This is a genomic window from Candidatus Pelagadaptatus aseana (assembly GCF_040362265.1).
In the GTDB taxonomy this organism is placed as follows: domain Bacteria; phylum Pseudomonadota; class Gammaproteobacteria; order Pseudomonadales; family Cellvibrionaceae; genus Pelagadaptatus; species Pelagadaptatus aseana.
In genome coordinates, this window is sequence record NZ_BAABNJ010000001.1 from 231,708 (window position 1) to 253,779 (window position 22,072).

The window sequence follows — 22,072 nt, forward strand, 5'->3', positions numbered from 1 at the left end:
GCTCTCCCATTAAAACCATTCGGCCTGCATATCAAAATTGGTGCTGTCGAGACTGGCAATCAATTTGCCCCAGACGTGCACTTCCGGTAACTCGGAACGATAAAAATAGCGCAGTGCCTGCAATTTGCCACGGTAAAACTGCTCGTCTTCCGCGTGAGGCTTCCTCGCCAGAGCAGCTTCCGCCACCAATCCCTGCTTGAGCCACAGCCAGGCAATGACGATATGCCCGAACATATCCAGATATTTCACCGAGTTGGAAAACACCTTGTCCGGATCTTCACCCTGAGTGGCCGCCATGACGGTTTCAGTTACCTTTTGCAGCAGGGCGACGGTTTCGCCCAGCTCACTGGCGTAACCACTGAGCGATGCCACCGCGGAAGCCTGTTCAATGGTCTTGGCCATTTCACTCAGGCAGGCTTTGAACCCGGCAAAGCCTTTCATGGGCACCTTGCGCCCGATCAGGTCCAGCGACTGGATGCCGGTGGTCCCCTCATGAATCGGGTTCAGACGATTATCGCGGTAGAACATTTCCACCGGGTATTCGTTGGTGTAACCGGCACCACCCAGCACCTGAATCGCATAGTAGTTGGCCTTGGGGCCATACTCGGAAGGCCAGGTCTTGATGATGGGCGTGAGGAAATCCAGCAACAGGTGAGCGGCATCACGCTCTTCCTGGGTCTCCGCCGTCTTCTCATCATCCGCCAGCTGACTGCCCAGCAGACACAGGGCATAAGCACCTTCGGCATAGGCTTTCTGTGCCAGCAACATGCGTTTTACGTCCGGGTGGTTGATGATGTTGATCATCGGAGAATGGGGATCCTTCTCGGACAACAACCGACCCTGAGGTCGCTCCTTGGCGTAATCCAGCGAGTACTGGAAGCCGGTCAACGCGGTCACTGCGGCCATGGTACCCACCATGATTCGGGCTTCGTTCATCATGTGGAACATGTAACGGATGCCCTGCCCCTCTTCGCCCACCAGATAACCCTCAGCGCCGCCGTTTTCACCGAAGTTAAGCGCGGTGGAAGTTTGTCCGCGGCCACCCATTTTGTGGAACAAACCCGCCAGAGCCACATCGTTGCGCTCGCCCAGAGAGCCATCGTCGTTGACCAGAAACTTGGGCACGATAAACAGCGACACACCCTTGATGCCTTTTTCCGCGCCCTTCACCCGCGCCAGCACCAGATGCACAATATTTTCATTGAAGTCGTGATCACCACCGGAAATATAGATCTTGTTACCACTGATGCGGTAGCTGCCATCGTCGGCTCTGGTGGCAGAGGTGGTCAGGTCCGCCAGCCCGGAACCGGCACCCGGCTCGGTCATGGCCATGGTCCCGGCAAAGCGACCGGTACGCATGGGTTCAACCCATTTGGCCACCTGCTCTGAGGTTCCGTGGGCCTGAATCAGATTGGCGTTGGCGGTGGTCAGACCGCTGTAGCCCATCATGGTGCTGCCTGCCGCCGTCAAATAAGCGCTGGCTGCGCTGGCCACAATCAGGGGCAACTGCATGCCGCCCACCTCAAAATCCGCCGTCGATGCCGCCAGTCCGGACTCCATCACCGCCTTAAGAGACTCGCCGATTTCTTCGGGCATATCGATTTTTTCACCGTCGAAGGTGGGCTGTTGTGCGTCTACCTTCATACGAATCGGGATAAAATATTTCTCGGCCACGGTTTGTGCGGTGTCCATGGCAGCACTGAAGGTTTCCCGACTGTGATCCCGGTAGCGCTCACGACTGCAGAGCCCCTCGGCATCAAACAGTTCATACAGCATAAATTCCAGATCACGTTGATTTAAAATTGGTGCCACCATAATAACCTCTCGACTTCATATCAGAATGCCAGCGATTGTGAACTCAGGCATCCTTGACTGCCATGACCTCACTGGTAATGATGTCCTTTGAGATCCCTCACTAGGTTCGGGATGACAGCCGTGCGAGCACTGCATCCATGTCATCCTGACGAGCATCGCGAGGATGGATCTCATAACCGAACAGTAACCAACGGGCCACGATTCCATGACCACTCCGCCTTCGCGCGAAGCTTCGGCTTTTTCCTCTTTGCTGCGTTTTTGGCGCGGCGCCTATAACCTCAGTCAGGAAGCGCTGGCGTTGCAACTGGATTCATCGTCCCGTCACATCAGTTTTCTGGAAAATGGTCGCGCTCATCCCAGTGTGGAAATGGTTGAAAAGATTGCCGACGAACTGGGATTACACTCTCGCGACCGCAATCACCTGCTGGTAGCCGCCGGCTATATGCCCCGCCGTGAAAGTCTGGACTTTTCATCGGAAAAATTGCGCTGGTTGCGCAACGCCATGGTGATGACATTGAAATCCCTGGACCCGTACCCCGCCACACTCAACGACGATCAGGGCAAAATCCTGATGGTCAATCGCGGCTGGGTCAGTCTGTTTCGCCAGATATTGAGTCAGGAACAACTGGACCGGGTCGACAACCATTTTGAATTTTTGCTCGACTGCATGGGTGACATTGGCAACAACGAGCAGTGGCGCGACACCGTATCGGTGGTGATGATGTCACTGACGCAGCACACCCTGTTGAGCGGCGGCGACCCCAAGGCCGAGATTCTCAAGCGTCTGGAAAAACACCCCAACCTGCCCAGCGACTGGAAACAGAGAGCGGCTCAGGTTGAACCCATGGCCAGTTACCGAATCCAGATCGAGATGCAGGGCAAAGCCTTTACTTTCTACAACATCAGCCAGATGGTAGGGGCTGCCGGCCCGGCGGCTTACGTATCGTCACCCCACCTGTTTACATCGACTCTCTATCCGGAAGATACCCAGCTGGATCTGGGGCAGTGGATGCCCGACACAATCAAGCACCCGCTGCTTTTTTACTGATACCCCACCCAGTTACAGGTAATGTCGCAAGGCCGCCAACGACTCGTCAAAGGTTTTGGCCAGCGGCGCCATCAATACCTGCACGCCATCAAGACTGCCATCCTTGGCCTGCAATTCCACTTCGGCCGCCAGTGTCATCAAATGATTCACGCTTAAATTGGCCGCCACACCTTTAATGGCGTGCGCCTTTTCCGAGACCACCACCAGATCGCCCTGAGAAAGTGCCGCGGTCAATTCTTCCATGAGTGGCGGAATATTTTTCAGAAACATTTCCACCAGAATGGTCAGCCGCTCTGGTTTGCCTTTGACTCGCGCCAGTGCCCGCTCCTGATCCCAGATTTCCTGCTCACTCATAGACTTGCCACCCGTATTATCAGTCTCTTCAATTTTATTATTGGTTTTCTGTTCAGCGTTCACGCCCAGCAGCCAGTGTTCAACCCGCGCTTCCACGTCAATATGATCGATGGGCTTGCTCAGATAGTCATCCATGCCCGCCTCCAGGCATTTTTCACGATCGCCTTTCATGGCGTTGGCGGTCATGGCCACAATCGGCACATTGCGATAAAAATCACCGGCTTCACCTCTGCGAATTGCGCGGGTAGTGGCATAGCCGTCCATTTCCGGCATCTGGCAATCCATAAAGATGATTGAGTAGGGGCGCTCCGAACCGGCTTCACGCAGTGCCTGCAATGCTTTGACGCCATTGTCGGCCATATCAGAAGGCAGCCCCAACTCATCGAATACACCTTTCACCACCACCTGATTGATGTGATTGTCCTCCACCACCAGCACCCGACTGTGTTCCGGCCAGTGGCTGGACTGCTTGATCTCAAGCACCTGTGGCAGGCTGTCACGATCAATGTTTTCGGCTGTCAGCAGTTTGGGCTTATCGCCGGCCTCACATTTCTGGGTCAGCACCAATGCCAGAGCTGCGTATAAGTCCGACAAGGTGGTGGGTTTCGGGAAATAGGCATTAAAACCCGCCTCGGAAAACAGATTCTGATCTCCGCGATTGGCCATGGAACTCATCATGACCATGGGCACCGCATCAAAGCGTTTGTCCTTGCGAATGTCTCTGCCCAGCTCGAGACCGTCGACATCCGGCATCTGCATATCGAGAAACGCCACGGCAAAGCCCGGCAATTTGTTATCAATGCGCTCGGTCATAAGTGCCAGCGCCTGGGCTGCAGATTCAGCCTCTGTCACCTCGGCACCCCAGATCTCCAGCTGCGTGCGCAACACATAGCGATTGGTGCTGTTATCGTCCACCACCAAGATGGGCAAACCGGTCACATCCACCTCAGGTACCACCAGCTTCTTCTCATTGCTGTGCTCCAGCACAATATTGAAGCTGAACGCACTGCCTTTGCCCTCGGTGCTGCTAACCTCGATATCGCCACCCATTAGCAGGCACAACTGCTTGGCGATGGACAGGCCCAAACCGGTACCGCCATAGCGACGGGTGGTGGATGAATCCACCTGACTGAAAGAACCGAAGATAGTTTTGAGTTTGTCTTCCGGAATACCAATACCCGTGTCAGTGACCGAGCAATAAAACAACAAGCCGTTATCGCCATGATCTTCCAGCGAGGCACGCACCACAATTTCACCCTGCTCGGTAAACTTGGCAGCATTGCCCAGCAGGTTGGACAGCACCTGACGTAGCCGACCCGGATCGCCCTTGACCATACTCTGCTCAATGCCGGTCATATCCAGCACCACCTCAACGCCTTTTTGCTGGGATTTCTGGGCTTCAAACTCGATAAAGTCTCCCAACATATGAACCAGATCAAAATCAACCGACTCTATATCCAGCTTGCCGGCTTCAATTTTGGAAAAGTCGAGAATGTCGTTGATTAACCCCAGCAGCGATTCGGCACTGGTCACTGCAAGCTTGACCTGATGCTTTTGCACCGGGGCCAATTCACTGCGCGACAGCAACCCCAGCATGCCCAGAACGCCATTCATTGGGGTGCGAATTTCGTGACTCATGCTGGCCAGAAACTCGCTCTTGGCTTTGGCTCCGGCCTCGGCGGCCTCCTTGGCTTTAATCAGCTCAAATTCTTCCTGCTTGCGCCGGGTAACTTCCGAGTGAGTGCCAATCATACGGGTTGGCTCACCCCGCCCATCCCGCGCAATGATCTTGCCGGTATCGTAAATCCAGACCCAGCCGCCATCTTTATGGCGCATGCGAAATTCACATTCGTAATAACTCTTTTCACCGCTGAAATAGTCATCCAACGCCTGATCCGAGCGCCTTAAATCGCCCAGATGAACCATGCTGCGCCAGCGCTCGTCACTCATGGGGGTCAACTCATCGAGATCGTATCCGAGCATTTCCGCCCAGCGGCCATTGATATCAAAATGGCCAGATTCGATATTCCAGTCCCAAATACCCACGGAGGTGGCATCCACCACCTGTTCCAGCCGCCGGCTGCTTTCCAGCAGTTTTTCTTCATGGTTACGACGAGCATCGAGCATGGTTTGAAAAATTTTGGCCAACTCACCAATTTCATTGTTGGCGCGCACATCGATGGTCTGATCCAGAGAACCGGACGCCGCCTGACGGCTGACTTCCTTGAGTCGCAAAATTGGTTCGGTCAGTTTTTCGGATAAGCGATAGGTCACCAGTAACACAATAAAGCCAGTGGCGATTAATAGAATCATGGTAACTTCGGCCAATTGCGAAGCGGCACTCAAGGCTACCTTTTGATCCTTCTCGGAGACCAATAACCACTCCAGATTGCCCACTTTCAAAGGCACTGCCACACCGATAACCGGGTTACCGTCCGGGCCGCTGTAGCCCACCTCTATTCTGGGCTCGGTGTAAACTGCCGAACCCTGCTCGAGATTGGCCAGCCACTGATGGAATAAGGGTGAATCAATTTTTCTGATTAAAACTTCACTGGCTTCATCCTGTATCGCGGTTCGCAACAGGCCATCTGTACCTACCAGATAATTGGAAGACCAGCCGCCGTGCGCCATACGCAGTGCCACCTGCACCCGATCCAGCCGCACCTGCATGGCCACCGCCCCAATTCGTAAACCATGATCATCCAGAACCGGCGCACTGATAAAGGCACTCAACAAATCGTTTGAGGGGGCGTAGCGTTCAAAATCAGACATCAGGGTACGCCCCTGCTCCAGGGTATTGCGCACCACATCGGCAAACAGGGTTTCGCCATAGGGGCCGGTATACAGGTTGGTACCCAGGTCACTCTCGCGAGCGAGACTCATCAGCACATTGCCATCGATATCAATCAGGAAAATATCGTAAATGTAATCGTACGCCAGCCATTGATTGAACAGGTTGCTGCGGTGTTTTGCCACCAGCGCTTCCCAGTCGTAACTGCGGATGTAGTCCGGCAGCGACTCATCGGCAGCAAAAAAATCCTCCGACAAAGTTTCCATCAACTCAGTGGTGGCGGTATCAGTCGACAGTCGCTCAATATCCATAAAGCGATAGTCAAACCAGTTTTTGATAAAGCGCTGATTATCCCGGGAGGATTCCATCAGATCCTGTAGCGCGGAATCGCGCAGGGAATTGCTGGCAATCTGATAACCGGTAATGGATACCAGTAACAAAGGCACCAATGCCAGCAACAACACGCCTACCATCAACTGGTTGCGAATGGAGCCTTTGGTACCGGGGTGGGCGGATTGAGTCATTCTCCCTCCCCCGCCATTTGTCCGGATTTATCCAGCAACAGGTCGTGAGCAAACTGATCCAGATCGACGTCCGTTTTCAGTATCCCCGCCTCCAACGCCAGCCCCATTATTTGCTCCATGCCGGGCTTATCAATGTTCAGATTATCGTAATTGATCACCCGCAAATCGGCATTCAGGCTGGCCACAATGGCGTCTACGGTATGCGTCGGAATATGCTTGCGCACAATCTTGACGATCTCCTGCAAAGCCTCGCCACCTACAATCCGGGCCTGTTCAATGTCCCTGCCGGCGCGGTGAATGGCCGCCATCACTTCACGCACAGCTTCCGGCTTCTGCTCCAAAGCCATGTCGGTTGCAATGGCAATACACTCGACGTGCCCCCCCGGGCCAGGCCAGTACATCTTTGGAATACCATACCACCTTGCCATTACTCTGATTTTCCACCTGATCGACCCAAGGTAAAGACTGTTCAATGGCCGCAATGCGATCACTGTTTTGCGCTCCCAGAATAAAGGCTGGGGCCTTGGCCGGTGCCACCGGAATCGCCAATACATCACCGGGCATATTCGGCGCCAGGCTCAACTGCATGCCATTGCGCCACAAAAAGTGCGATAGCACCACCGTGTGCGTAGACAATATGTGAGGCACCCCCACACGCAGAATCTGGTCTCTTTCCAAGGCCATTTTCTGCAGCGATTGCGCCACCGCAGGTGAGGGTTTTCTGTCGGCCCGCTGATTCACCAAACCCATGGCATCGGCCATCCCCGGTGTCACTGCCAGGCCATTGCCATCGCGATGCATTAACCCCACCCAGCGAAAGTTTTTATCCTCGCGATACATATCCAGTGCCAACGGGCTCATGACATACGCCATATCCACGTTACCCGAGCGAAAATGGGCTCGCAGCAAGTCCCAGTTTTTCATTTGACTGAGCTGAAAATCCGCGTGCTTGAATTGATGTCGATAGCGCTCATAGGCCACGAGCGCAGCGTAGTGATCAGCAAGGGGAACGTAGAGAGCCAGGATGCGCTCGCGGGCCGATGCCTGACAGGACAGGAACAAAAAAGTACAAACCAAAAGCACCCGCAGCGGGCGCTTCCATAGCAGACTGGAGTTCATAGATTGAGTAGATGGAGACCAATAGCGCTGTTATCGTTTAAAGATAGCAGCTCTTAGAGTGTCACCCAAAGAAAATGACCCTGTTTGCAGCTAAAGGCGCAATGTTTTTGTCGCCGCAGCCTGCCCAGCGTTATGCCATGCCATCACAGGCATGGGATTTTGCGCCCCGACAAAGAACGAACCATCCAGCCACAGAGCCTCTTCCCGGTTTTTCTGTTTGTTCTTGAAGCGCCGTTTTTCCTCGGGACTCATCTGTTGCCAGCGCTGCCTCAAACGCTGTTGTTGCTCGGGCGACAGCTTCTGGAACTTTTCCATATTGCTGCGATAGCGCTGTTTCTCTTCCGGCGACAATTGCTGAAACTGCTGGCGTCGCGCTTTAGCCTCTTCCCGCTGTTCCGGCGTCATCGACTGCCAACGCTTCAGACGTTGCTTGACCTTCTGCTGTTGCTCTGGCGTCAGCTCACGATATTTTCTGGAGCGCTCGCGCATTTTCTGTTTTTGCTCGCTCGACAGCGAATCCCAGCGGGGTTGCCATTTTTGCAACGTGCGCTGCTCTTCTTCACTCAGCTCATCCCACTGCTGCGCGGCAGTGCCGGCACTGAACTGCCACAGCGCCAACGACACCAGTAACATTTTCAACAGGCTTGTTAACCGCAATACGTCAGGAATCTGCACCGTCACTTACCTCCATGGCCCACTCGTAAAATTCAGGCTCCAGTTCATAGGCCTCCATCTCCAACAACAGCTCACTTTCCGTGGCCAGCCAGGCCTGCTCCGGCAGGGGTTGTGGCGCCTGCTCCATCGGCAAAAACAGCACACTGAAAGCCACCACCGCAGCACATGCCAGTGCACCGTTGACCATCCAGCCAGGCATATGGCCAGTCTTGGCGGCCGGAACATGGGCCATGGCCTGATGGCGAATGCGATGCAGCTGATTTTGCAACTCGGCATCAGCCTGTAATTCCTGCTCAGACATATCCAGTGCCCGACGCACAGTCTGCGCCATGGGCTTATCCAGATCACGATCATTCATGGCCAATGCCCTCCCAAATGTTGCTGAAGTGATGCCAACCCACGGGACAGATGAGTTTTGACACTACCAACGGAAACACCCATGGCGGTGGCCGCTTCCGCGGTACTCATCCCCTCCCAGATTCTGAGCATCACCGCCTGCTGCTGCCGCAAGGGTAGCTGATTCATCGCAATTTGCAGCTCTGCCAGTGCGCTCTGTTGATGATGCTGCAACTCCGGCCCCTGCTCGACGGCAAATACCGATTCCACTTCATCAGCATGACCAAACCACTGCATAATTGAGCGCACCTTCTGTCGCCTGTGCCAGTCGGTAATGCGGGAGTTGAGGGTTTTAAAAAACAGCGGCCGCCAATCCCGTTCCGATTTCACCGAATACTTCTCGACAAATTTGATCATGGCATCCTGAACAATATCCAGCGCCTCCTCACGACAGGCGTTGCGACCGCGACCGGAAACAGCCACCTGCGCCATACGAAACGCCGACAGCTGTATCTCCTGCAAAAAATTGTTCAGTGCCGTCTCATTGACCACAGTCAAGCCTCACTCGCCGATACTTACAAGACTACCATAACCGACCAGTCCGGGCTGTGATGGCCCAACACCACCCGCGGGGAATGCACTACTTTGTGAACCACTTTATGCACCGGCTGATGAACGTGATGGACCACCTTGTGGTGCACTACCTCTTTATGAATCACTTGGTTGTGGTGTCCTTTTTTGTAATGCACTTTTTTATAATTCTGGGATTTGCCCGGATGGGCATGGGCCACATGCTTGCTGTATTTGTCATCGTGCTTAAGACTGGCGCCCCGTCGATCCATCTTGCGATCGATTCTATTACCCTTACGGTCCAGCTTGCGGTCAATTCGATCGCCTTTGCGGTCCAGGTGGCGGTCTATTTTGTTGCCCTTGCGCTCCAGATGCCGCGCCCGTTTATCGTTGCCATTGGCCTCGGCCTTGTCTGCCATGCGATCGTAATGGCGCTCGATCCTGTCACCTTTGTGGTCCAGACGATTGTCGATCCGATCCCCTTTTCTATCGAGCCGGTTTTCAATGCGATCACCTTTGCGATCCCAATAGTCGCCGTTATCGGCCAGTGCCGGCACTGCCATCAGTGACGCCAGCCAGATGCCCGCCGCAGTTACCATTATCCGTTTGCTGTTCATTGTTATTCCCCTGTTATTGTGATTTTGGCAACCGCTTGATGCGGCGCCTTATCTGTAACAACGCACAGGCAGACAATCGGTTGACACAAACCTCAAATTAATTTGCCGACGTAATCGGACAAGCTGGATTCAGGGAAAAGTAGGGGGGGGGGGTAAAAAAATGGGTACCGACATCCTGAAAAATTTGGGGAATGTTCAGGAACTGCATCTGGCACCCGGAGCATAGGAAGAGCTATACACGAAATAACAACTGAATTCTCGAGCAAACACCGCAATCAATCACGGCTGGTCGATAAATCCTCGACTGCGGTCAAACCCAGCAAAGCCAGGGCCGACACATAAACAAGAGCAATCAAAGGCATGAGTGCGTCTCCGTCTGTTAATCACAGTTAAGTATGTTACGGATGCAAACCTAAAGTTGGATCAGTGTATGTTAAGAAATGCATGTGTTTGTCTGAGAGGGTAAAAATCGGCACTCACATGGAACTATTGAACGCAGCAAGCCATTCACTCTCTAGTCGACAATAGTGATCGGCTGGCGGCGACTGCCCCAGTTGCCGGGCCGATCTTCGAACACGCCGGCGATTGGCGTACCACAATAGCGGCAGGCACCATCGCGCAGATGCCACGCCCCCAGTTCGTACCAATCCCGCTCGATCAATAATTGCTGACACGACGGACACCAGGTGCTGCCGCCAAGGGGGTCGTGAACATTACCGGTATAGACATGGTGCAACCCCGCTTGCCGGGCAATGTTTCTGGCCCGCTGTAGCGTCGCCGCCGGCGTGTGCTCACGATCGCGCATTTTCCAATCGGGATGAAACGCCGAAAAATGCAGCGGCACATCGTCACCAAGGTGTTCCACCAGCCATTGTGACAAGCGCTCCAATTCCTGTGGCGAATCGTTTTCATCGGGAATCAACAGGGTGGTAATCTCCAGCCAGCAATCGGTTTCACGGTGAATGTATTGCAGGGTCTCCAGCACCGCCTGCAACTCGCCGCCACACAGCTTTTTATAGAAGCGCTCGGTAAACGCCTTGAGATCGATATTGACTGCATCCATCTGCGCAAAAAATTCGGCCCGGGGTTCGTGGTTGATGTACCCGGCACTGACGGCCACCGATTTCACCCCCCGCTCGCGACTGGCCTGCGCCACGTCCACCGCGTATTCCAAGAAGATCACCGGGTCGTTGTAGGTGTAGGCAATACTGCGGCAATCGTAATCCAGCGCCGTTTGCGCCAGCGCTTCCGGCCCCGCAACACTGGCGAGGCGATCGTTCTCCCGCGCCTTGCTGATATCCCAGTTCTGACAAAACTTGCAGGCCAGATTGCAGCCAGCCGTGCCGAAAGAAAGGATGGGGGTCCCGGGTAAAAAATGATTGAGCGGCTTTTTTTCTATGGGGTCGATACAGAATCCGCTGGAGCGGCCATAGCTGGTCATCACCAATTGGCCCTGCTCCATGGCGCGCACAAAGCACAATCCCTGCTGACCTTCGTGCAAACGGCAAAAACGAGGACACAACTGACATTCAATGCGGCCATCATCCAGTGGACGCCAATACCTAGCCGGTACCCTATGAGCGGCGTTCATGACACACCTCCCCGCATAAAAGTAGCTACACTTTCAGTATATAGGGAAGATGGGGATTGAACCGTGAAAATTAAACCGCCCGCAGTGGCCGGCAGTTTTTACCCACTGGATCCAGCCGAGCTGCGCCACAACATTGAGGACTATCTGGCCGACAACCCCTGCCATCATCCGGCACCCAAAATTCTAGTAGTGCCCCACGCCGGTTACATCTATTCCGGGCCCATAGCCGCCCGGGGCTACAACACCCTCAACCCCATCCGCGATCTTGTCGACCGGGTGCTGCTGATCGGCCCCAATCATCGCTCACCACTTAACGGCATCGCCGGACTGAGCGCCGACAGTTTCGCCACACCGCTGGGTAATATTGCCATTGATCGCAACACCCTCAACCAACTGGCCGCCGATCAGCTGATCGTGGAAGACGACAGTGTCCATCGCTACGAGCACTGCCTCGAAGTGCAGCTGCCGTTCCTGCAGAGCGTGCTCTGCGATTTTCTGTTGATCCCTCTGGTGGTAGGCAACAGTCCGCCGGAACAGGTCGCCAAGGTATTGCGACGCTGCATGGATGACCGAACCCTGATCGTCATCAGCTGCGACCTCAGCCACTATCACCCCTACGAAGAAGCCCGCCGCATCGATGAGCACACCAGCCATCTGATCGTACAACGCAATCATCATTTACAGGGTGAACAGGCCTGCGGCTGCCGGGCTCTCAATGGCGCACTGCTGCTGGCCGAACAATTGAATCTGCAAGTGGAGCGGCTGGATCTGCGCAATTCCGGCGATACCGCCGGCGATCACTCCAGGGTGGTGGGTTATGGCTGCTTCAGCATTCACTGATTCGCAACAGCAACAGTTACTGCAACTGGCCAGGCAGGCCATTGCCAGCGATCTGGGTGAGGCCGATGCACCGGCAGAGTCGAGCGATGACCCGGAGCTGAATCATCCCGGCGCCAGTTTTGTCACCTTGAAAATTGACCATCAGCTGCGCGGCTGCATCGGCACTCTGGAAGCCCATCAGCCACTGCATCTGGACGTCATTCACAACGCCCGCGCCGCGGCTTTTTCCGACCCCCGCTTTGCGCCTTTAAGCAAGCCGGAACTCAACCAGATTCATATCGATATTTCGGTTCTCACCGACCCCGAGCCCCTACCACCCATAACAGAAGAACAGCTGCTGGCGACACTGCGCCCGGGCATTGATGGTCTGATTCTAAAAGAGGGCGCGCGCCGGGCCACTTTTCTGCCCTCGGTCTGGGAGAGTCTCAGCCAGCCAGAAGATTTTGTGCGTGAACTGAAACGCAAAGCCGGTCTGCCAGCCAACTACTGGTCCGACTCGATTCGCTGCGACATCTATCAGGCACACTGTTTCAGTGAGACCTGATTCACAAACTGGCCAAATGGACTCGCCCTGACAACGAGTGACGCGCCACAGCAACAAATCTGCAACATTGCCCCCGGATAATGCCACGGAATTTTCACCACATGCCGTTAAGGCATTGTTTCGAACAAAGGGCTCTTCGTGACTTTATCTCTGAGAAATATCCTCTCCCGCTTGGGGGTTGGCGTGGCATTGCTGAGCAGTAGCGGGTCCTGTTTTGCCAACTTTGACATCACCATTCACGGCTCCAACACCCTGGGTGCCAAACTGATCCCCGAGTGCGCCAAAGGTTTTCTTGAGAACAAGGGCGTCAACAATCCACGCCTGACGATCACCGCTGAAAATGAATTTCTGATTCAGGGCAGCGACCCCTTCCCCCGCATCGCCATTGCTGCACACGGCTCCAGTACCGGTTTCCGCTCACTCAATAGCGGTTCAGCCGATATCGGCATGTCCTCACGCCCGATAAAACAAAAGGAAGTGGATCAGCTCAGCTTTCTGGGGCATATGACCAACCGCGCCTCCGAGCACCCGGTGGCACTCGATGGCCTGGCCATTCTGGTTCACCAGAGCAATGCCATCGACGCCTTGAATACCGATCAGATCGCACAAATTTTTTCCGGGCAGATCAATAACTGGAAAATGCTGGGAGGCCCGGATCAGGCCATTAACCTGCACGCCCGGGACAACAATTCCGGCACCTGGGACACCTTTAAGAATCTAGTTCTGAGAAAAGTGTACACACTCGATGCCCGCGCCAAACGCTATGAATCCAACGACGACTTATCGGATGCCGTTGCCGCCGATCCCGCCGCCATCGGTTTTAGCGGCCTCGCCTCGGTCAGAAACAGCAAAGCACTACTGGTCTCATATGCCGACACCCAACCGGTCGCCGCCGGTCGTCTCAGTGTTGCCACTGAAGACTACCCCCTGACTCGTCGCCTGTTTTTGTACACACCGGAAAAAGCCCCTGTGATCACCCGCGAATTCATCGAGTTCTGCCAGAGCCAGCAAGGTCAGGATATCGTCAAAGACGTTGGCTATATCTCGCAGAATATAATTGCGGTCGCCCACAACATCGATCGCAGTGCACCGGCAGATTATCAAGCCATCGCCAGTCAGGGGCAGCGCCTGTCGGTAAATTTCCGTTTTAACCACAACAGCGCCAAGCTCGATAACAAAGCCTTCTGGGATGTGGGTCGACTCAAGAGCTTTATGGCGCTGCCGCAAAACCGCGGTAAGCAATTGGTGCTGGTGGGATTCAATGATCGCGCGACCACCGATGACCGCTCTAAAATCCTGTCCAAGTTGCGAGCCACCGCCGTGCGCTCGGCACTGTTTCGCAACGACATCGCGGTATCCAAAACTCTGGGGCTGGGGGATTATATGCCGGTGGCCTCTTCCGGCACGTCATCGGCGGCAGCCAAAAACGGGCGTGTCGAGGTCTGGCTGGTAAATTGATTCACCGGCCATATCCCGCCGTTACCCTGTGCTTTGTGCACAGTTAAATGTAAAAAAACAGTCTTGTTGCGCAACTGACTTTCCCCGAGAATGCTAAACAGTTAATTACTCACTGTTTACAGGTTCTCTATGAATACTCGTCGCTGGCTGGTCACTGCTGCCATCTGTCTGGCTTTGTTTGCCGCTCTGGCCCTCTATAAAACCCTGCAAATCAAATCCATGATCGAGTTTGCCGAGTCGTTCCCGGAACCTTCGGAAACCGTCGAAACGGCCACTGCCCGTGAGCTCTCTCTGCAGACCCGGGCATCCACCCTGGGGCAAGTGGTCGCGCCACAGACCATTAACCTGCGCAACGAACTGGAAGGCCGCATCACCCGGGTTAACTTTACCTCTGGCAGTCAGGTCGATAAGGGACAATTGTTACTGCAACTCGACGTCGCCGAGGAACTGGCGCGGTTGGAAGCGGCCGAAGCGCGCCTGAAGCTGGCCAAAGTCGATCTGGACCGGGTGCGCAAACTGCGCAAAAACCGCACCGTCAGCGAAGAGCGTCTGGATCAGGCCGAAGCCCAGTACGACATCGCCCACGCCGACATTGCCGCCCTGCAGGCCACCATCGACAAGAAAACCCTGCGCGCGCCCTTTGCGGCCCGCACCGGCCTGCACACCTTTGAAGTGGGGCAGCTGATCGCCACCAACACCCTGATCACCACCCTGGTGGGCACCAACCAATACCGCTGGGTAGATTTCACCCTGCCACTGGGTAAAGCCCAGGCCAGCGAAGGCACCCGGGTGATCGTTTCGCGCACCAACGGCGAGCGCTTTGAAGGGGAAATTGTCGCGATGGATTCGGTGATGTCCGCCAACTCCCGCAATCGCCGCTACCGGGCCCGGGTTGATACCGAAGCCCTGACCCACAACAGCGCCGTCAACGTATCGGTAACCACGGGTGCAACCACCAACGCCATTGTGATTCCCGCCACCGCGGTGCGGCGCGATGGCCTGGGCGACTACGTCTACGTGCTGGAAAAAGAACCTGACGCGGCCGACAACGCCTATCGCGCCAAGCGGCGTCAAATTACCCTGATGCCTGAGCTGCAAAGCAGCATGGCGCTGCAACAAGCCGCCGAACCTCAGGTAGCCATCAGCAAAGGGCTCAAAACCGGCGACAAGATTGCCACCAAAGGCTCATTCAAATTGCGAGAAGGTCTGCTGACCTATACCGCCGAGCGAAAAACCAAATTGGCCGCTGATTCACAGCACTGAGCAAGCCCGCACAGAAAAGGAATAACATCATGTCCAGAAAATACGGTGCACCGGCTTTTACCGATATCTTTGTCACCCGTCCGGTGCTGGCGGTGGTGCTCTCGCTGATTCTGATTCTGGCGGGCATTCGCGCCGCGTTGGAATTGCCGGTGCTGCAATTTCCGCGCATTGAAAGCTCATCGCTGGTCATCACCACCACTTACATCGGCGCCTCTGCTGAAGTGGTACAGGGGTTTATCACCGATCCGATTGAGCGCACCGCCGCTACCATTCCCGGTGTGGATTTTGTCGACTCCAACACCATGGCTGGTGTCAGTACCGTCACCGTCTGGCTCAACCTTAACGAGAACAGTTCAGAAGCACTGGCGGAGTTGACCACGCGCCTGAACCAGATCCGCTTTGAGCTGCCCGCCGGCGCCGAAGACCCCTCGGTAGAGGTCAAGCGGGCCGACCGGGAAAATGCGGTGTTCTATCTGCCGGTGTTTACCAAAGACTTTGGCCGCGCCGACGTCACCGATTACCTGATGCGTCACGTCAATCCGGTTCTGTCATCGGTTAAAGGGGTGCAGCGCATTGGCATTTCCGGCTCCCGCAATCCCGCCATGCGCATCTGGATCGATCCACTGAAAATGACGGCATTCAATACCAGCGCCGAAGACATTCAGAACGCTCTGCGGGCCAACAACATCATCGCTACCATCGGCCACAGTGAAAATCAGCAACAGCGCATCAATTTGCTGACCAACACCACGCTGCAGAAACCCGCCGACTTTGAGCAACTGATTATTCGCCAGACCGAGAACTCGCTGGTACGCCTCAGCGATGTAGCCCGGGTGGAACTGGGCGAGGAAGAGGGTGAAGTCAATGCCCGACATGCTCAGAATCCGACGGTGTATATCTCGGTGTGGCCACTGCCCGGCGCCAATGAAATTGCCATTGGCGACGAAATCTACGTAAAACTCGATGAGATCAATGCCACCCTGCCCGACGGGCTTGAAATTCAGATGGGTTACGACGCCACCTTGTATATGCGCGACGCTATTCGGGAAATTTTCACCACCCTGATTGAAACCGTGTTGCTGGTGGGCTTGGTGGTACTGGCTCTGATGGGCTCATTCCGCACCGCCATCGTGCCACTGGTGACCATCCCCATCTCCATTCTCGGTGCCACGGCGGCCATGACCCTGATGGGCTTCTCGCTCAACCTGCTGACCATTCTCGCCATTGTGTTATCAGTAGGACTGGTGGTGGATGACGCCATTGTGGTGGTGGAAAACGTCTCGCGCTATATGCGCGAAGGCATGAGTCGCACCCAGGCGGCATTGGCCAGTTCACGGCAATTACTGACGCCGATCATTGGCATGACCATTACTCTGGCCGCGGTTTACGCGCCGATTGGTTTTTTGTCCGGTCTGACCGGCGTATTGTTCAAGGAGTTCGCCTTCACCCTGTCCATTGCCGTGATCATTTCCGGTGTGGTGGCACTGACCCTGTCACCCATCATGAGCGCCTACGCCAACCCGGCCGATGGCCGCGAAGCACCGATGACCGCCAAGGTGAATCACTACTTTGACAAGTTGCATCACGCTTATGGCCGCTCACTGGAAAAAGCCTTCGCCTGGCAAAAACAGATTCTCGCCGGCGGTATTTTCATCGCCCTGCTGGCCGTTCCTTTTTATATTTTTTCGCAAAAGGAACTGGCCCCCATTGAAGATCAGGGCTCCATCGGCATCATCATTGAAGCCCCGGCCGATGCCTCGCTGGAGTACACCACCGACTATATGTACGACGTAGTCGACACCCTGCTGCAAACCGACGGCTCACGCTCCATGTGGCAGATTGTGCGCGCCAATGCCGCCTTCGGCGGCCTGTTACTGGTGCCTCTGGATCAGCGTGAAAAAACCGTGCACGAACTGCTGCCGGAAGTTTACGCGCTCACCAAGACCATCACCGGCTTGCGCGTTCTGCCGGTGCTGTTTCCGCCACTGCCCACCGCCGGCAACTTTGCCGTGGAACTGGTGGTGCAATCATCCGACTCACCGGAAGAGATGAACCAGTACGCCCAGAAAATGCTGCAGGCGGCCTACGCCAGCGGCAAGTTTCTGTTCGCCGACACCGATCTGAAAGTCGACCTGCCACAGATCCGTTTTATTCTCGACCGCGAGCGTATCGCTGATCTGGGCATGGATCTGGCCAGCGTCAGTCGCCAATTGAGCATCATGTTATCGGGCAACTACGCCAACCGCTTCGATTACAACGACAAGGCCTACCGGGTAATCCCCATGGTCGAAGGCTACGCCAAGCGCACTCCGGAATCCCTGATGGATCTGCAACTGCGCACCCCCAGCGGCGAACTGATTCCGGTGTCGGACATCGCCCGTCAGGAGCGCATCACCGCACCCAGGGTACTGGGCAAATTCCAGCAGAAAAAATCCTTCCGCATTATGGGCGGACTGATTCCCGGCACCACCAAGGAACAGGGATTGCGCACACTGGAAGAAGCGGCTGCAGAAATTCTGCCCGAGGGTTACACCCTCGACTACGCTGGCGAATCTCGTCAGCTGCGCAAAGAGGGCAGCACTCTGGTGGGCGTATTGGGTATCGCTCTGGTATTTGTCTATTTTGTGCTGGCCGTACAGTTCAACAGCTTCCGCGACCCACTGGTGGTGCTGGTGGGCTCAGTGCCACTGGCGTTGGCCGGCGCCCTGCTGTTTCCGTTCCTGGGGCTGACCACCATCAATATCTATTCACAAATCGGGTTTATTACGCTGGTGGGATTGATTGCCAAGAACGGCATTCTGATTGTGGAATTTGCCAACCACCTGCAGGCCGAAGGTTTGAAAAAATTCGATGCCATCAAACTGGCCGCCGAGACCCGTCTGCGGCCGGTACTGATGACCACCGCTGCCACCGCTCTGGGTCACTTCCCACTGGTGCTGGTGACCGGAGCCGGAGCTGAAGCGCGCAACAGCATCGGTATCATTCTGGTGGCCGGTATGGTGATCGGCACAGTGTTTACCCTGTATGTGCTGCCCTGTGTTTATTTGCTGATGGCGCGCGAGCACACCGCCGACGAACTGGAAGCGGAACAGGATGCCGAACAGGAATCCAGTGTGAGTTATTTGCCCGGGCACTGATGAGTTATGTAGAGGGATCCTTCCTCGCTGTGCTTTTTCAGGATGACATAAATAAAAATTGTCATCCCGAACGTATGTGAGGGATCTCTCTACCCCAAGGCCCGAATCAGGTAATCCCGCGTCTGGGACGGTTCAATCACCGCATCCAGTTCCAGAAAGGCCGCCGCCTCGGTGGCCTTGCCCATTTCGTAGCTGACACTGACCAATTCATTGAAACGGGCCTCCCTCTCAGCGACGTCTTCGATCGCCGCCAACTCTTTGGCAAAGCCCAATTTGACCGCCCCTTCCAAGCCCATGGCACCGAACTCGCCGGTAGGCCAGGCAGCGGTGCAGGTCGGACGCAGAAAACCGCCGCCAGCCATTGCCATGGCACCCAGGCCATAGCCCTTGCGCAAGAACACCGAAACCAGTGGCGCGGAAAATTTTGAGCCGGCAATAAACAATTCCGATACCTGACGCACCGCACCCTGGGCTTCACTGTCGGGCCCCACCATAAAGCCCGGGGTATCACCCAGCGCCACCAGAGGTATCTTGAAACTGTTGCACAGCTCCAGAAAACGCGCGGCTTTCTCGGCGGCCTCACCATCAATCGCGCCACCCAGATACTTGCAGTCATTGCACAGAATCGCCACCGGCTTACCCGCCAGTCTCGCAAAGCCGGTGATTAATGCCGATCCGTACCATGGCTTTAATTCCAGAAAACTGTCGCAATCAAACAGCGTATTAATGATCTTTCTGACATCGTAAACAAAGCGCCGATCCGCCGGCAGCGCTTGATTCAGCGGTTGTTGATCGGCCACCTGCCACTCTTGCAGCGGCGCCTGAAAATACGACAGCGCCTGCTTTGCCAGTTGCGTGGCATGGGCTTCGTCCCGAGCCAGAATATCCACCACCCCATTACGGGTCTGAACATCCATCGGCCCGATTTGCTCGGGCTTGAAACGGCCCAGACCACCGCCTTCAATCATGGCGGGGCCGGCCATGCCAATGTTGGAAGATTCAGTGGCAATGCGAATATCAGCACAACCAAACAGCGCCGCATTGCCGGCAAAGCAGCGTCCATTGTTGACCGCAATCCGGGGCACCACGCCACTCAACGAAGCCCATTCGGAAAACGAGGTAACGTTTAACCCGGCAATCATGGTGGTGACATCGGTGTCGTTGGGGCGACCACCGCCACCTTCGGTGTACATCACCACCGGCAGTTTATTTTTGCGGGCCACTTCCAGAATACGATCGACTTTCTTGTGATGGAAGTACCCCTGAGTGCCGGCCAGCACACTGTAGTCGTTAACCACCACAGCAGCCTTACCGCCATTGATACTGGCGGTGCCGGTAATAATGCCATCGGCTGCGGTTTCCGTTTGCAGCTCTTGATAATTTCGCTTGCCCCGCATCGCAGCTACGGCAAACTGACCATATTCATTGAAGCTGTTGCCATCGATCAAGTCCGCAAGATTTTCGCGGGCGGTGCGAAAGCCTTTGGCATGACGGGCAGTGACCGCGCGCGCCCTGCCCGCATCCAGAGTTTTGGCCTGCCTTATATGAAATTCCTCCAGCGCAGGGCTGACCGCTGAATCAGTCTGGATATTATCTAAAGGGCTCACACCATCCTGACTGCTTTTCTGGATCAACAACAGCGAAACACCCGACTGAATTGTCTGGCCCTCGGCCACCAGAATATCCAACACTTTACCGCTGCATTCAGCCTTGACTGTGGATTGCATTTTCATCGCCTCCAGAGTGACAAGAGGCTGACCCGCGGTAACCTTTTCATTAACCGCCACATGAACAGCGACCACAGCAGCGGCCATGGGCGACAAGGAGACTTCAGTTTTTTGATCTGACAAGAGAGCTACCTGCTTTGTGATATCGACTCACAAATAATACGAGGCGCCGTCTCATTTTGAGAAGGGTCAAATAGCTAAAAAACAGGAACATTAAATGACCCACAGAGGATGCTGCGGGTCACTGTCATTGAATGGAGAATTTGCAGCAGATCAGTAGTGCCACTTAACCAGCAGGTTGGCATTTTTTTCAGTTTGACCGTCCACTCCAAATTTATTTTTCCAGTAGACGTACTCGACACCCACATCCAAACGGCCCGAATCCATTCCCAATAGGGCCTTTCCGATATTGTATTTCAACTGCGGAGTAAAATTGTAAGCCGCATCCACATCACCAAAATCATTTTCCGTAGAACTGCGAATATCCCAGAAGCCATCAAAACGCCAGTTGCCATGATCAAATCCCCAGGCAATGGTGAGCTGATCATTATCCTCTCGACCAATACCCAGATCGTCGTTATTGCGGCGATAATAAGTCACACTGAAATAGCTGGCGCCGGGGACATTCAAATCCATTCCAAAGCCTAAGAGGTAGTTTTCAAAGCCATCACTGCCGGTTTGAAATTCCACCTGTCCCGCAACATAGTAGTCTTTAACAAAACCACCTTCATCAGGTTTTCCAAAGTGGTTACCCAAGTTGAAATTTGCACCGACTTCGCCGTAGGTTTCATCGTTGTAGCCATCCTGATTATCCAGAAAGTCCACAAAGCTGAAGGTGGAACCCCAGCTATGGCCACTGGCGTGCTCCAGAGTGATGACCCCACTGTCGTATTCGGTACCGGTAAAGGGGTCCAGATAGTCACTGCCCTGCAAATAGCTGACACTGTAATCGGCCCAAAACTGTTTGGCCGCAACCGGAGGGGCTACCGTAAAAGTCACGGCAGCGATGGTTGCCGCCATCACAAGATTGTTTTTCATGGTTTGTCTCTCTAAAGATTGAATTGTATTTATTGGGAGCTTTTAATCTCAATAACGCGATCGAGTATATCGGCCATTTCCGGCTTGTTTTGTCTGATTTCTTCGTCCGTCAGGCCATCGAGTTCATGAGGGAAAACCAGCCACTCATCGCTTTCGTGCACATAGTAATCCGGGACCCGATCGGTCTTGTTGTTGTTGGGTTTGTAGTAGGGAGTCGCAATGCGAATCTCTGGGGTATTTTTTTTACAGGCTTCGTGCAAATCCTTAATCACCTGATCAATACTCAGACCAGAATCGTGCACATCATCCACAATCAAAAGCGAATCTTCTGACTCCAGACGCTTGATCACATAGGTCAAACCGTGAACTTTTACGTGACGACTGCGCTCCCCAATACCGGTGTAGGATGAAGTGCGAATGGCGATATGATCCGAATCCACCCCCATAACATCCAACAGCTCCTGAACAGCAATACCCACTGGGGCACCACCACGCCAAACCCCGACGATGTAGTTTGGACGGTAACCGCTTTCGTATACCTGGAGAGCCAATTTGAACGAATCTTCCAGCAGAGTCTGGGAACTGATGAAAACCTTATCCACGTTATTATCACTCATTTTCAAAA

Annotated in this window: 18 protein-coding genes; 6 read left to right on the forward strand and 12 right to left on the reverse strand. The window is 54.6% G+C overall.

The genetic code is table 11. The features are described 5' to 3' along the window. Window positions 1-9: 9 nt before the first annotated feature. On the reverse strand, window positions 10-1,815 hold the full coding sequence (locus ACPXV9_RS01120) for an acyl-CoA dehydrogenase (RefSeq protein ID WP_423893850.1): 1,806 nt from the start codon (window positions 1,813-1,815) through the stop codon (window positions 10-12). 205 nt (window positions 1,816-2,020) lie between these two features. Here ACPXV9_RS01120 and ACPXV9_RS01125 point away from each other — a divergent pair, with 205 nt between their 5' ends. Next, on the forward strand, window positions 2,021-2,863 hold the full coding sequence (locus ACPXV9_RS01125; RefSeq protein WP_423893851.1) for a helix-turn-helix domain-containing protein: 843 nt from the start codon (window positions 2,021-2,023) through the stop codon (window positions 2,861-2,863). Between the two features lie 12 nt (window positions 2,864-2,875). Here ACPXV9_RS01125 and ACPXV9_RS01130 read toward each other — a convergent pair whose 3' ends face one another. From ACPXV9_RS01130 to amrS, 8 genes are all read right to left on the reverse strand, one after another. Beyond that, window positions 2,876-6,532, reverse strand: a complete 3,657-nt coding sequence (locus ACPXV9_RS01130; RefSeq protein WP_423893853.1) for a response regulator — start codon at window positions 6,530-6,532, stop codon at window positions 2,876-2,878. After that, window positions 6,529-6,879, reverse strand: a complete 351-nt coding sequence (locus tag ACPXV9_RS01135; protein WP_423893855.1) for a hypothetical protein — start codon at window positions 6,877-6,879, stop codon at window positions 6,529-6,531. The genes ACPXV9_RS01130 and ACPXV9_RS01135 overlap by 4 nt, the downstream gene beginning before the upstream one ends. Continuing rightward, window positions 6,845-7,651 carry an ABC transporter substrate-binding protein gene (locus ACPXV9_RS01140; RefSeq protein WP_423893857.1) on the reverse strand — a complete coding sequence of 269 codons (807 nt, stop codon included), beginning with the start codon at window positions 7,649-7,651 and terminating at the stop codon, window positions 6,845-6,847. Before ACPXV9_RS01140 ends, ACPXV9_RS01135 begins: the two co-directional genes overlap by 35 nt. Window positions 7,652-7,741: 90 nt before the next feature. Further along, entirely contained in the window at window positions 7,742-8,326 is a 585-nt protein-coding gene (locus tag ACPXV9_RS01145; RefSeq protein WP_423893858.1) for a DUF3106 domain-containing protein, read from the reverse strand. Further along, window positions 8,313-8,684 (reverse strand): hypothetical protein, encoded by a 372-nt coding sequence (locus ACPXV9_RS01150; protein WP_423893859.1) that lies wholly within the window; start codon window positions 8,682-8,684, stop codon window positions 8,313-8,315. The genes ACPXV9_RS01145 and ACPXV9_RS01150 overlap by 14 nt, the downstream gene beginning before the upstream one ends. Continuing rightward, window positions 8,681-9,214, reverse strand: coding sequence for a sigma-70 family RNA polymerase sigma factor (locus ACPXV9_RS01155; protein WP_423894314.1), 534 nt, complete (start codon window positions 9,212-9,214; stop codon window positions 8,681-8,683). Before ACPXV9_RS01155 ends, ACPXV9_RS01150 begins: the two co-directional genes overlap by 4 nt. A gap of 23 nt (window positions 9,215-9,237) precedes the next feature. After that, a complete protein-coding gene (locus ACPXV9_RS01160) occupies window positions 9,238-9,849 on the reverse strand; it encodes a hypothetical protein (RefSeq protein WP_423893861.1) in 612 nt (203 codons plus the stop codon). 514 nt (window positions 9,850-10,363) lie between these two features. Next, window positions 10,364-11,440, reverse strand: a complete 1,077-nt coding sequence (gene amrS / locus ACPXV9_RS01165) for an AmmeMemoRadiSam system radical SAM enzyme (protein ID WP_423893862.1) — start codon at window positions 11,438-11,440, stop codon at window positions 10,364-10,366. Window positions 11,441-11,503: 63 nt separating this feature from the next. Between amrS and amrB the strand changes: the two genes are divergently transcribed. From amrB to ACPXV9_RS01190, 5 genes are all read left to right on the forward strand, one after another. After that, window positions 11,504-12,280, forward strand: coding sequence for an AmmeMemoRadiSam system protein B (gene amrB / locus ACPXV9_RS01170; RefSeq protein WP_423893863.1), 777 nt, complete (start codon window positions 11,504-11,506; stop codon window positions 12,278-12,280). Continuing rightward, window positions 12,258-12,824, forward strand: a complete 567-nt coding sequence (amrA, locus tag ACPXV9_RS01175; protein WP_423893865.1) for an AmmeMemoRadiSam system protein A — start codon at window positions 12,258-12,260, stop codon at window positions 12,822-12,824. The genes amrB and amrA overlap by 23 nt, the downstream gene beginning before the upstream one ends. Window positions 12,825-12,962: 138 nt before the next feature. Then, window positions 12,963-14,282, forward strand: coding sequence for a substrate-binding domain-containing protein (locus ACPXV9_RS01180; protein ID WP_423893867.1), 1,320 nt, complete (start codon window positions 12,963-12,965; stop codon window positions 14,280-14,282). A gap of 129 nt (window positions 14,283-14,411) precedes the next feature. Then, entirely contained in the window at window positions 14,412-15,545 is a 1,134-nt protein-coding gene (locus ACPXV9_RS01185) for an efflux RND transporter periplasmic adaptor subunit (RefSeq protein ID WP_423893868.1), read from the forward strand. Window positions 15,546-15,574: 29 nt separating this feature from the next. Further along, entirely contained in the window at window positions 15,575-18,682 is a 3,108-nt protein-coding gene (locus ACPXV9_RS01190) for an efflux RND transporter permease subunit (protein WP_423893870.1), read from the forward strand. Between the two features lie 89 nt (window positions 18,683-18,771). On the opposite strand, the gene ACPXV9_RS01195 is transcribed toward ACPXV9_RS01190, so the two are convergent. The 3 genes from ACPXV9_RS01195 to ACPXV9_RS01205 form a co-directional block, all read right to left on the reverse strand. Continuing rightward, the gene (locus tag ACPXV9_RS01195) at window positions 18,772-20,532 is read right to left on the reverse strand and encodes a carboxyl transferase domain-containing protein (protein ID WP_423893871.1); all 1,761 of its coding nucleotides are present in this window, start codon (window positions 20,530-20,532) and stop codon (window positions 18,772-18,774) included. A gap of 150 nt (window positions 20,533-20,682) precedes the next feature. Next, on the reverse strand, window positions 20,683-21,447 hold the full coding sequence (locus ACPXV9_RS01200) for a hypothetical protein (protein WP_423893873.1): 765 nt from the start codon (window positions 21,445-21,447) through the stop codon (window positions 20,683-20,685). A 29-nt stretch (window positions 21,448-21,476) separates the two neighbouring features. Next, the gene (locus tag ACPXV9_RS01205) at window positions 21,477-22,049 is read right to left on the reverse strand and encodes a phosphoribosyltransferase (RefSeq protein ID WP_423893874.1); all 573 of its coding nucleotides are present in this window, start codon (window positions 22,047-22,049) and stop codon (window positions 21,477-21,479) included. Window positions 22,050-22,072: the final 23 nt, after the last annotated feature.